A 13,479-nucleotide genomic window follows, 5' to 3' on the forward strand; every position below is an offset into this window, starting at 1 on the left:
AATGAACTTGGATCTGCTGAGTGGGGAACTGGAGGAATACCGGAAGGCCAAAGAGTTCTGGACGGAAATGCTGTCAAGCGAAGTGGAGTTTGAGGTGCTTGCACCTGACCGGATTATGGGTCTACAGCACGCGGATTTGTTCCGCGAGCATCGTATATCGCTTCCGATCACTACATCTCTTGCGGAGGGGATCCTGAAATGGTCCAGCCGGAAGGATTCGCTCCTGTATGTCATTTTGCTGTCGGGAATCATGTCTGCGTTAGCTAAACTTAGATCTAATCCAACTGTTATCGTCGGATGCCCGACTATAGCAAACTTTAGTGAAAGCGAAACGGTAGCGAATCGTTTTCTGCCGATTCGTTTGAACTTGGACGCCAGCCAAACGGTAAAGGAATTATGGAAGGAATTGAATAGGATCGTCACAGCAGCTTATGGCTACCAGCATTATCCGATTGATCATGTGCAGCGTGAGCAACTTGTGGAGGCGACCCGTTTGTGTAATGTGGCGTGCGAGCTTGCTCCCATGCATGATCCTTCAATTCTTCAAGCTTTAAGGCAGCCTGCAATCAATGGGGCTACATTCTCTTTCATGAAAACGGATGACGAGGTATGGGGCGAGTTGATCTACAACGCCGAATTATATACATCAAGTATGATGCAAGCTTTGGCTGACAGCTTTATGCATGTTCTCCAGCAGATGATTGAAAACCCAGATATACAGGTACAGATGCTTTCACTCGTGAACGAAGATGTACGCAGGCAACTATTAACAGAATTCCAACACAATAAGGGCGAGTTCCCAGTCAATAAGTCTGTGGCCCATTTGTTTGAGGAACAAGTTACTCTAACGCCAGATCGAACGGCATTAGTCTGCGGAGAAACAATCTTGAGCTACAGAGAACTGAACGCAAGAGCTGACCGGCTAGCCGTGCAGCTTAACGAAAATGGTATAAGACCAGGACACGTCATTGGTGTTGTGTGCGATCGGACACCGGATACGGTTACTGCTATGCTTGCGGTGCTGAAGGCGGGGGCGGCCTATTTACCGATTGATCCCGATTATCCGCAGTCGCGCATCCTTTATATGCTTGAGGATAGCGGTGCGGCTATCCTGATTACTCCGTCCAAATATGTCGAACGTATACCGTTTAACGGATGCACCCTGCTCGTTCATTATGATCACTTTGAGATGAACGGTAGCGTGACTCCCATAGACCAAGTAGAGTCGAGACAATGTATGGAGAAGGCAGGCATCGCTTATGTCATCTATACCTCCGGTTCAACGGGTATGCCTAAAGGTGTTATGGTGGGCCAACAAGGCATGGCCAACCTACATGCCTTCTTCGGGAGCGAGCTCGGCATAAGGAATACGGACAGAATCGTGCAGTTCGCAAGCACATCCTTCGACGCTTCTGTATGGGAGATGTTCATGGCTTTATTCACTGGTGCGGAGCTTCATTTAATTACAAGAGAAACCATTGAAAGCTATGAGTTGTTTACCGAATATGTTCGTCATTCGGGAATTACTGTTGTGACACTTCCACCAACCTATGCTTCGCATCTGGATCCTTCGAAGATGCCAACGCTTCGGATGCTGGTCACGGCTGGATCGGTGTCCGGCCCGGATCTCGCACGACGCTGGGGGCGACATCTGAACTATATCAATGCGTATGGTCCGACCGAATCGACGATTTGCGCGACGCTCTGGCAGACGGGGAATCCAACTTCTTCGAGGGAAGACATCAACCCGGATTTCATAACATCGGTACCGATCGGGAAACCAATCTTGAATACCGAGATTTACATCGTAAATCGCGATCATCAGCTATTACCTATCGGTTTCATGGGTGAAATGTGTATAGGAGGTTTCTCGCTAGCGTTGGGGTATCTTGGCCAGGAGCAACTTACAGCCGAAAGGTTTATCGAGAATCCGTTTATACCCGGCGAAAAAATGTATAAGACCGGAGATTATGCGAAGTGGCTGCCAGACGGCAATATTGATTTCTTGGGCAGGATAGACCATCAAGTGAAAATCCGAGGCTTCCGGATTGAAACCGGAGAAATCGAAGCACAACTTCTGCAGCATCCGAATATCGGTGAAGCCTTCGTAACGGCCAAACGTGTTATAGACGGCGAAACATGGTTGTGCGCGTATATTGCACCATGGAAGGGGAGTGGGGCGGAGGAACTGAAGGAGTGGCTAGCTGAGCGATTGCCTGCCTATATGCTTCCGCAATATTACAAGCCGATGGACAAATTACCGCTGACAGCCAGTGGGAAGATTGATACGAAAGCGTTGCCTGAGCCCGCGGCAGATGATCCCGGAGGAACGGATGCCACTGATGATTTGAGTGCGACAACGACTCAGCGTAAGCTAGCGAAGCTCTGGAAAGCGACACTCGGCACAAATCGCGTCAGCCTTGATGACCATTATTTCAACCGTGGTGGACATTCGCTGAACGCGGCTACGTTGATTATGGAAATTCATAATAATTTTCAGATCCAACTATCGTTACGAAAGCTAATGGAGGTTCCAACGCTGCGTGGTATGGCAGAAGTGATCGACCAAAGTCTTGGGTGCGGATTATTGGTGGCGATTGAGCCTGCCCAACACAATGATTTCTACCCGCTTTCTCTGGCGCAGAAGCGAATCTTTATCTTAAACCAATACGATCCGAAGCAATTAACTTACAACATCCCGGTAGCTCTGCGGATTGAAGGTCCTGTGCAGAGGGAGAAGCTGCAGAAGGCGATAACCGAATTGGTTCGGAGGCACGAAACGCTCCGTACTTCATTCGTGCTACACGAAGGAAATCCTGTGCAGCATATTCACGCAGAGCTACCCCTTTGGCTCGGATACAGAAACATTGAAGAGCATGAGCTAAGAGCGGAGCTAATGCAGTTCATCCAACCTTTCGATTTGACGAAGGCGTCGCTCTTTAGGGCAAAACTGTTTCGCATCGCCGACAATAGTCATGTTATCTGCTTGGATATGCATCACATCATCTCGGACGGCGTTTCGATGACTGTCTTGATCAACGATCTGATGCGTTTGTATCAGGATGAGACGTTGGAGCCATTACGGCTACAGTATAAGGATTTTGCGTGCTGGCAAAATGACATTCTGGAGACGGGGCGGCTTTCGGAGCAGGAAGCTTTCTGGCTGAGTCAATTCGCAGCCCCTGCCCCGCAGCTGCAAATTCAGACCGACTATCCGCGGCAAGCAAAGAATGAGGGGGGAGACGAAGCCGTTAAAGCTGTACTTTCGGCTGAGGTTACCCTTAACCTCCATAGGTTGGCGTCTAGTAATAGAGCTACATTATATATGGTGTTGCTATCGGCGTACTCTATTCTCTTGTCTATCTATTCCGGACAAAAGGATATTATCGTGGGCACGCCGGTTGCTGGTAGAAGCCGTGCGGAGCTCCAACCTCTGATTGGTATGTTCGTCAATATCCTACCGATTCGCAGCCGACCAGAGAATCAGAAGACATATATGGACTACTTAACTGAGATAAAGGAAACGGCACTTTCAGCGTTCGAGAATCAGGATTTCCCATTCGACAAGCTGGTTCGAAAGCTTAATGTCGCCAGAGATGCGGGGCGTAATCCGCTATTCGAAGCATCGTTTGCCCTACAGAATATGAATACGGATATGCCCATAATCGATGGTTTACGGATCGAACCAGTGGATCTCGCCTTCTACCAAGCGAAGTTCGACCTTACGCTATGGGCGGAGGAAGTGGGAGATGAAATCCACCTGTTGCTCGAATACCGAAATGATCTTTTCAAAAGAAATACCGCAGAGAAGATGCTCTATGACTTGAACAGCGTGATCGATTATATGATCGAAGATCCGCATAAGTTGCTTGGTGGGATAGATTTGCGAACGAGCGAAGAGAAGGAAGAGCAGGAACGACTGCTAATGGAGCTAGAAGCAGCGCTGGAATTGGACTTTGAACTTTAGAGTATCTATAAGTGCGTGTTCAAAAAGATCGGTTTTCAGCACCAAGAAGCTTGGATGAAGGTAGGGACTGAGGAGCGGAGCTACACGTTTTCGTAGAAAACGACTTCGTAAGCATTTGCCTGTAGTGGGTACGTGAGCACCGGAAGGCCCGGCTGAATTCAAGATTCGATGCCGAATCAGCTTCTTGAGACACTTCGTGATCAAAAGCGGACTTTTTGAACAACCTCTATAAGCATCGCATCCCAATAAGAGGAAGGGGCATGATCTACTCATGAGGTTGACTGAGGAGCAAATAGACAAAGGGAGGCGTTACTGGCTGAATCACTTGTCAGGAGAAATTCCCCGATCGGTTTTACCGGTTCAGTATCCACAATCGACTGCTTTTGAACTGGCTACCTATACACTTGAGCTTCCGCGTCATCTGACGATTCAACTGTCAGAGATCACTAAAGGAAAAAAGCTTGCGCTTTATGTGGCGCTGTTAGCTGGATTTCTGTCGTGGCTTGGAAAGGTGAATGGAGGTCAGTCGGATATCGCGCTGACGATTCCCGTGCTTCCGCTCCCTTCCGAAGGCGACTCCATAAGTCACACCGGCATCGTCGTTCGGAATCATGTGCCAAATGATGCCACCTTCAAGGAAATATTGGAACGAGTAAAGTTGACAATAACCGAAGGGTACAAACATCAATATGTCGAACAACGCGAGTTCATTGAGCAGTTGGGATTACAGCAAGAAGAGGAGTTATCGACACCGCTTGCTTTTGCAATGTCCGGCCTGCATCATGACGCTGACATTCGTTTGCTATGCGAAGGAAGGCATGAGACCGTTGTTGTAGCAAATAGCTTACCTGACGGAATAAATTTATATTTTCACTATAATGGCCGATTGTTCGCCCCTGAAGCTATGGAGATCTATGCACGGAGCTATATTTTCTCATTAGAGCAATACCTTAAATCTCCTGACATGTCGATATGCGATGCCTTGCTCCTTGGGAAAGAGGAAGGTCAGCATTTGATTAAGGTTTTCAATGATACGGATACAACCTATTCTAGCGAGTTGACGATTCCTGAATTATTCGAAAGGCAAGTGTTACTTACTCCAAGCCATGTGGCGGTTTGCTCAGAAGGCATGGAGATGACATATGGCGATCTGAACGAAAGGGCCAACCGGCTTGCTGGGCTGCTCATAAATCAAGACATTGGTCCAGGCTCGTATGTTGCGGTCATACTGGATCGGTCCGTACAGATGATCATTGGTGTTTTAGGTATTTTAAAAGCAGGAGCCGCTTATGTACCCATCGAACCGGGATTTCCGAAATCGAGGGTCGAAACGATTCTACGGAGTCTTCCCATTCGGTGCATCGTCACAAAGACTGCGGTCATGTCGCCTTTTCAAGAGCTGATATGGAAAATAGAGACCCTGCAGGACATCATCTACCTGAACGAAACGACTGCTCAACCGCCTACGGAAGAGGGGGATGTCCGAATGGCCGGGGCTTTGTGGGATCAGGTTGCCGATAAGGCGGTCGATCGTGTTACGGCGGGCGGATTTATTAGCAGTTACAGCGGTTTACCCTTCTCAGAAGCGGAGGTGGACGAATATCGTGACCGGGTCGTAGATCTTGCCAGACCTTATATCTCTGCTCAGTCAAGCGTGCTCGAGATCGGTTGTGGGTCTGGCTTGATCTCCTTCAGTATCGCTCCTCTGGTGAACCGGTTTGTTGGACTCGATCCATCCAAACGGATGTTGGAGATGAATCGCACTAAATCGACCGAACTGCGACTTGCGCATACGGAATGGTTGGAAGGTTATGCGCTTCAATTAGAAGGGATGGGTGCAAACAGCTTTGATTTAATCCTCATGGCGAGTACAGTACAGTTTTTCCCCGGATACCTTTATTTCGAGCAGGTTGTCCGGGAAGCTATACGTTGTCTCAAGCCGGGCGGGGCACTAATTATCGCTGACGTCATGGATTTGCGGCAGAAAGAGATATTTCGAGATAGTCTCGTACAATACAGGATGCAACACGGGATGGCGCCCAATGTAAGAGCGCTCTCCGACCAAGAATTGTACTGCGACGAGGCTTTCTTCACTGATTTGCAATATCGCATTCCAGACATTGAGCATACAGAGGTCTTGTACAGGCAGGAAGGCTTTGAGAATGAGCTAGCATTCCGTTACGATGTTGTCGTCCGAAAGGGGATGGATGATAGCCAGGGGAAGGATGACGAGAGCTTTTCCGAAGAAGATGTAATCAGACGTAGTAGGAAAAGAAGTTGGACGCTGTCTCATTTGGATCGATATTCGGAGTTGAATCCACATACGGGATTAACCTCGGAGCATGTGGCCTATGTAATCTTTACGTCTGGTACAACTGGAACGCCTAAGGGCGTGGTCGTCCGCCATCGTCCGGTTATCAATCTCATCGAATGGGTGAATCGGACATTTGCTGTCGGGATCAAGGATCGATTGCTATTTGTCACCTCACTTTGCTTCGATCTATCCGTCTATGATATTTTTGGCACACTCGCTTCTGGGGGATCCATTCGGATTGCATCAGAGGAGGAGTTGTCCGATCGCGAGCTTCTGCTAAAGATTCTTCGGGAGGAGCCGATTACGTTCTGGGATTCCGCGCCGGCAGCCTTGCAACAGCTAGCGACGTTGATGGAAATCGATAGTACCCATACTATACCGAATCCAAGCCTGCGTCTTGTATTCCTAAGCGGTGACTGGATTCCGCTGACATTGCCTGATGTTCTAAAGAAGCATTTTCCAAACGTGCAAGTTGTGGCTCTCGGAGGAGCAACGGAAGCGACAATCTGGTCGAATTACTATCCGATACAGAAGGTGGAGGAGCAATGGGTCAGCATTCCGTACGGGACACCGATCCAGAACGCAAGATACTATATTTTGGACGAAGAGCTTGAGCCATGTCCGCCGTTTGTTCCCGGAGATCTGTATATTGGGGGTGAATGTCTTGCATCGGGGTATACCAATCCACAACTTACGGAGGAACGATTCATTCGTGATCCATATCGTGAGCTGGAGGTTGCTGATGCAAGGATGTACAGAACTGGTGATTTAGCCAGGTGGTTGCCTGACGGAGTAATTGAATTTCTTGGACGTAGTGATCATCAAGTCAAAATTCGAGGATACCGAATCGAGCTTGGGGATATTCAAGCGCAGTTGTTGAAGCATCCACATGTGGTTGAAGTTTTGGTTACCGATTGGATGGATTCGCACGGAAGCAAATCTTTATGTGTTTATTATACTTCGAGCGTGGAATTGCTCCATGGAGAATTGAAGGAATATCTGACCAGCCTGCTTCCAGACTATATGATTCCGTCATATTTCGTTCCATTGCTGGTGATGCCAATTACGCCAAACGGGAAGATCAATCGCAGCGCGCTACCTAGTCCGCAGGAACATATTATCTCGAACAGTTCATATGAAGCACCGGCTAATTCGCAAGAGGAGAGTCTAGCTCGAATTTGGGAAGAAGTGCTTGGGCTAGAGCGAGTTGGTGTTACGGATGACTTCTATAATGTGGGTGGAGATTCGCTAAAAGCGGTACAGGTTGTAGCGAAGGCTAACGATTATCAGTTCGCAATCAGTTTGAGTGACATGCTGTACTACAGAACGATCCGCGAAATTATTCAATCCGGAGGATTGCGAGTCAAGGACGAAGCGGCGGATGGGATCACTAAAGCTGATCAAACAGAATCCGAATGTGCGATAGAGGCTTCGGCTGTGGCTTCCAGGAAGTATAATCTCCAATTTGATGACAACGTTGAAGAGATGCCGTACTATTACCCATGCGTGATGGGCGCTATGTACACAAAATTGCGTTATGAGGTGGGTTATCCGATTCCAAGAGGCTTCCTGCCAGTTGGCGGAGGATTGGGTCTTACCGTATTCAGCGTTCCATTGTCCGGGCGAATGGAAGATCGACTACTGATTGACGATATTCGCGAAATACCTGGGTTTGATCTGCTCGAAAGGCTTGGAGTAAAAGGTAAGCCGATAAGCTTCAATTCGGTCGAGGAAGGGATGGCATGGTGTGAGGAACGGATGCGTGAAGGTCACTTGGTGATCGGAGTTGGCACGACATATTACTTAAACTATTCCCATGATTATTTGATGGAAGAGGGTCAATTCTCGGGTATGTTGCTAGAGAGGGAACAAGCGATTTTGCCTCATGATGAAGCGGGAATCCATCACTCACATATGTTCTTGCTGGTTGATCATACGGGGCGCGGCTATACAGTATACGATAGCACTTATAATTTTTATGGAACGATTTCTGAAGATGAGATGCTGCGTTCGTTCGCAGGTATTGGTAGCTTGGAATTCTTGAAGCGTTATCCGCTCAAATACGCGGATGCACAAAGAATGGTCATCGACGTAAGTTTCGATCGATTCCGACCGATTCCGCTACATCTCCTGGCACTAGAACTGCTGGAGAAGTACATTCATTATTATACTTCTTCTGAACCGTTCAAACATGTGACCGAAGAAAGCTTAATCTACACCGGAGTGGCGGCTTTTCGGCCATTCCGCAAACTGCTTGAGGATGCTTTATTAGAAGAAAATGATTATGAGAAGCTGTACATGTTCAGCATTTTTTGGATAAGAAAATGGAAGTACACCTATATCTTTCTCAGGGATTTCTTGATGGACGTAAGTTCTCTCTTGGAGCTCCCCTCTCTGAAAAAGTTAATTGAGAATAATGAAGAGTCGATACAGCTTCTTGGTGGCATATTTGATCAATTGGAAGGTGCCGTTGCCAGAATAAATACACTCCCACATGCGGAGATGCAAACGAGGCTCCAGTTGGTGTTGGACGAATTAGAAGGTTTGGAAGCAAGGCAAAGAAAGGTGTTCGCTAGCTTGCAAAGCGATTTGGAACTACAAAAGGAGGGCTTAGTATGAGATCAGTGCTAATCGGATTGGTGTTGACCGTGATTTGCTTGATTTTGCCGATGGCGGAGGTTCATGCCGAGGAAGCGGAGACGACCCAAGTAATTATCCACTATAATCCGCTAGAAGGGGATACGACGAATTGGAGTTTGTGGGTTTGGGGGGGAGATGCGGAGGGAGCACGCTACCCTTTCACTAGCGTGGATGAGAATGGCGTGAAGACAGCGGAAATCAAGCTGCTAGGCCAATTCTCTACGGTCGGATTTATTGTTAGCACCGAGGATTGGGTTAAGGACGGCGGAGACCAGATGATCAATATTGTAAATGGTGTTGGTGAAGTCGTGGTGAATGGCCACGGTTTGGATACCGCGGAGGGAAGCGGCAATGCTCCTAAGCTCTGGCTAATCGTAGGTATACTGCTTGTAATCATCTATATTACGGTGATGGAGCAGTTAAGAAGACGGCGCCCAGTAACAGTGTAATTTTATAGAAAAATGACTTATTTATCTTTATATGTTCTTGCGACGTTGCATTTTATTGGTAGAAAAGACAAAGGCAGCCGAACATCGGTGCCTTTCTTTTTTTGCTCTTGTTTATAGGCAAGAGCGGTGCCAAGCTATCCTCCTCATTCATACGCTAAGCAAAGGATAGGAGGTCTTTATATTGAATTACAGGAGCACATCAATCAAAAGTAAATGGGAAAAAAACAGCTGGCTGTTAAAGCATTCGGATTTAAGAAAATATGTTCCTAGAACTATGCTTTTTAATAGAGATAATTTGATCACGATGCTTTCTTCTTATTCTACTGTGTATTTCAAGCCAACGGGCGGCTCGGGCGGATTTAATATTATTCGAATCAAAAGAATGGAGAAGAACTACCAAATTCAATACAATACAGTCAAATCTACTTATTCTACTATAGATAGTTTGTATGATAAGTTGAATCGCTTTTCAAACAAAAGATCTTTTTTGCTACAGAAAGGAATTGATCTGGCTAGAACGAAAGGGAAACCCTTCGATATTCGTGTCATGGTTCAGAAGACGAACAAAGGCACATGGGTTAGCAGTGCTATTTTCATGAAAATAGGAAAGACAGGTAAAGTAGCTACAAACTATAATCAAGGCGGTAAAATCGGTTATTTTCATCAAACAATGTCAGGTGCAGGTTACAGTACAGCCGAAATCGAACTAATGGAAACAAGATTGAAGGGGATGGGTGTATCCGTAGGGAAAAACTTCGATCAACATAAAAAAGGATTCAAGGAATTAGGACTGGATGTTGCCTTGGATTCTAAGGGAAAACCGTGGATTTTGGAAGTGAATACGAGACCTCAATTCTATCCCTTAAAGAACATGAAGGATAAAACAACATACAAACGAATCGTTTCTTATGCTAAGCAATATGGAAGATTCAAATAAATAACGAGTTAATTTGAGTGTTTATTGATTTGCATCAAATAATTTAAAATGATATCATTAATTATTGTTTCAAAGGGGAGTAGCGTTGAAGTAGACTATTACTTCAAAATAAAGTCGTCAATACATGTTATTAATTACTAGAATTAATACTTCGGCTTTATTAACAAGAAATTGTTCAGCGAGACCTTTGCCATTAACTATGGCAAAGGTCTCGCTTTTTTGTGTGGAAATTAAAGGTTGTGCAAAAAGATTGCTTTTAATAACTCACACATAAATACTTGACGCTTCTTTCGTAAACCTATCAACACAGAATAAACAGAGTTAAGGAAAGGGGATTTTTTAGTGGAGTATTACCGTTCAAGCACTGAAGAAGTATTGCAGAAGTTGAAGGTTACAGAGGAAGGATTGCCCACTGCTGAAGCACAAGAGCGACTTGTGAAAAATGGTTACAATGAGCTTGAAAGCAAAGAGAAAGTGCCCACTTGGCAGCTTTTCTTAGCAACATTTAAAGATTCTATGGTTATTATACTAATGGTTGTAGTTCTAGTTCAACTGATCTTGGGCGAAGTTGTTGAATCGTTAATCATTTTTGCGGTCCTTCTCATGAATTCGGTGATCAGTGTTGTACAGACACGTAAAGCGGAAAGTTCCATAGATGCATTACGTAAAATGTCTGCTCCTTCCGCAAAGGTTATTCGAAATAATGAAAATATGACGATTTCAGCGCGAGAACTTGTTCCTGGTGATATTGTTCTCCTAGATGCAGGTGATTACGTTCCTGCTGATGGAAGGCTGCTAGAGACAAGATCGTTAAAGGTAAATGAAGGTATGTTGACGGGTGAATCGGAAGCCGCCGACAAAGATATAGCAGCTATAGCTGGAGAATCACCTCTTGGAGATCGACATAACATGGTGTATAGCGGTTCGCTCGTGGTTTATGGGCGCGGTACATTTGTTGTTACTGGAACGGCAAATCATACAGAAATCGGAAAAATTGCAGATATGCTTGCTTCTGCTGAAGCAAAACAGACACCATTGCAACGTAAATTGGATGATTTCAGTAAAAAGCTCAGCATTGGTATTCTCATCCTTTGTATTGTTATTTTTGCCGTGGAAGCAGCTCGCATTTGGTTTGGTGCGGAGAGTACAAATCTAGGTGAAGGTATTCTGAATGCATTTATGTTTGCTGTAGCGGTTGCCGTCGCTGCTATTCCTGAAGCTTTGTCTTCTATTGTTACGATTGTTCTCGCGGTAGGTACCACAAAAATGGCGAAACAGAATGCGATAATCCGTAAATTGCCGGCTGTGGAAACACTCGGCTCGACTAGTGTCATTTGCACGGATAAAACGGGTACGTTAACTCAGAATAAAATGACAGTAACGAAACACTTCCTGCCAGGCAGCTCAAATGCACCATTTTCGGACAACCCGATTGATTGGAACGAAGCGCAGCAAATGTTGATGCATATCGCCGTACTCTGTAACGATTCGCATATTACGGATGATGGACAAGAAATCGGTGACCCAACTGAAGTTGCTTTACTTGCTTTTAGTAATAAAAATCATAAAGATTACCGTGAAATTCGAAATTCATATGCGCGTGAAGCAGAATTACCGTTTGATTCTGATCGAAAATTGATGTCTACCGTTCATATGATCGGGGATACAAAGTTGATGCTGACCAAAGGCGGTCCTGATGTGATGTTCAGTCGCTGTGATTATGTGTTCTTGGATGGAAAAGAGGAGCCAATCACTGACGAGATTTTGCGCCGTTTTAGCGAAACGAATGAAAAATTCTCTAATGATGCGCTTCGGGTTCTAGCGTATGGTTACAAACGTCTCTCGACTGATCAGCAGTCGATCGATTTGGAAGATGAGAATGGACTTGTATTAGTTGGACTGACCGCTATGATAGATCCGCCAAGAGAAGCTGTATATGATTCCATTAAAAGTGCCAAGAGTGCCGGAATTCGTACCGTTATGATTACGGGTGATCACAAAACTACCGCTCAAGCCATTGGTAAGGAGATCGGCTTGGTAGAAGCAAATGATATTGCTCTGACAGGACAAGAACTTGATGAATTAACCGATGAGGAGCTTGATCAACAGCTGGAGAATATCTCAGTCTATGCACGAGTATCCCCAGAGAATAAAATTAGAATCGTCCGTGCTTGGCAGAAAAAAGGTCATATTACAGCGATGACTGGTGATGGGGTAAATGATGCTCCTGCATTGAAACAGGCTGACATTGGTATTGCGATGGGTAGTGGAACAGACGTTGCCAAAGACGCCTCAGCTATGATTCTTGCCGATGATAATTTCGTGTCGATTGTCAGTGCAGTTGGTGTCGGTAGAACTGTATTCAACAATATTAAGAAAGCGATTGGTTATTTGTTTGCAGGTAATCTAGGGGCGATCATCGCCATCCTGTTCGCTGTTCTTTTCAATTTCCCTAATCCTTTCACAGCATTGCAGCTATTATTAATTAATCTTATTAATGACTCGCTTCCAGCGATCGCACTCGGTATGGAAAAAGCTGAGCCTGATGTTATGAAAAATAAACCGCGTGATATTAAAGAAGGTATTTTCTCGGGAGACACATTAAGGTCAATCATTGTTAGAGGCGTCTTGATTGGGGCGGCCGTCATTATATCACAATATGTGGGTATGCAGATCTCTTCAGAAATGGGAGTTGCTATGGCTTTTACAACCTTGATATTGGCTCGGACGCTTCAAACCTTTGCTGCTCGTTCTAATGTGAAAACGGCAATAGGCGCTGGATTTTTCAGCAATAAGTACGTTATTTACGCTGTAGCATTTTGCTTAGTGCTATATGGATTTACCGTTCTACCAGCTGTACGCGGAATCTTCTCAATTCCTGCTTCATTCGGAATGAGTGAATGGGCAATTGCAGCAGGACTTGCATTAACAGCTGTGATTCTCATGGAAGTCCTCAAGGTCATTGGAAATCGATTGAATTTGAGAGATAAAGCTAACAAATCAAACAGTGAGTCAACTATTCTAGAAGGCTAATGTAAAAGTATATTTCACGTTTATAGAAAAGGCACTCCGGTTTTTCCGGAGTGCCTTTTCCATTTGGGCAAAGCTCAAGTTAAACGGAAGGATCATGAATGTTTTTTCCGTACATGCACAGATAGGCACCCGCCCACAT

At 45.5% G+C, this 13,479-nt stretch carries 5 protein-coding genes; all 5 read left to right on the forward strand.

The window, feature by feature from the left end; genetic code table 11:
- The first annotated feature begins 1 nt into the window (after position 1).
- Positions 2-3,967 carry a non-ribosomal peptide synthetase gene (locus EJP82_RS25000; protein ID WP_127194794.1) on the forward strand — a complete coding sequence of 1,322 codons (3,966 nt, stop codon included), beginning with the start codon at positions 2-4 and terminating at the stop codon, positions 3,965-3,967.
- 271 nt (positions 3,968-4,238) lie between these two features.
- Complete coding sequence (locus EJP82_RS25005; protein WP_127194795.1) at positions 4,239-8,900, forward strand: non-ribosomal peptide synthetase; 4,662 nt, start codon at positions 4,239-4,241, stop codon at positions 8,898-8,900.
- Positions 8,897-9,370 carry a pullulanase-associated domain-containing protein gene (locus EJP82_RS25010; RefSeq protein ID WP_127194796.1) on the forward strand — a complete coding sequence of 158 codons (474 nt, stop codon included), beginning with the start codon at positions 8,897-8,899 and terminating at the stop codon, positions 9,368-9,370. The genes EJP82_RS25005 and EJP82_RS25010 overlap by 4 nt, the downstream gene beginning before the upstream one ends.
- A 181-nt stretch (positions 9,371-9,551) precedes the next feature.
- Complete coding sequence (locus tag EJP82_RS25015; RefSeq protein ID WP_127194797.1) at positions 9,552-10,307, forward strand: YheC/YheD family protein; 756 nt, start codon at positions 9,552-9,554, stop codon at positions 10,305-10,307.
- Positions 10,308-10,649: 342 nt separating this feature from the next.
- Positions 10,650-13,340, forward strand: coding sequence for a cation-translocating P-type ATPase (locus EJP82_RS25020; RefSeq protein ID WP_127194798.1), 2,691 nt, complete (start codon positions 10,650-10,652; stop codon positions 13,338-13,340).
- The last annotated feature ends 139 nt before the right edge of the window (positions 13,341-13,479 follow it).

Origin of the sequence: Paenibacillus anaericanus, from assembly GCF_003994475.1 — a bacterium.
Taxonomy (GTDB): Bacteria; Bacillota; Bacilli; order Paenibacillales; family Paenibacillaceae; genus Fontibacillus; species Fontibacillus anaericanus.

Coding starts and splice junctions, on each gene's coding strand:
- EJP82_RS25010 (WP_127194796.1), top strand. CDS start 8,897: ATGAGATCAGTGCTAATCGGATTGGTGTTGACCGTGATTTGCTTGATT.
- EJP82_RS25005 (WP_127194795.1), top strand. CDS start 4,239: ATGAGGTTGACTGAGGAGCAAATAGACAAAGGGAGGCGTTACTGGCTG.
- EJP82_RS25000 (WP_127194794.1), top strand. CDS start 2: ATGAACTTGGATCTGCTGAGTGGGGAACTGGAGGAATACCGGAAGGCC.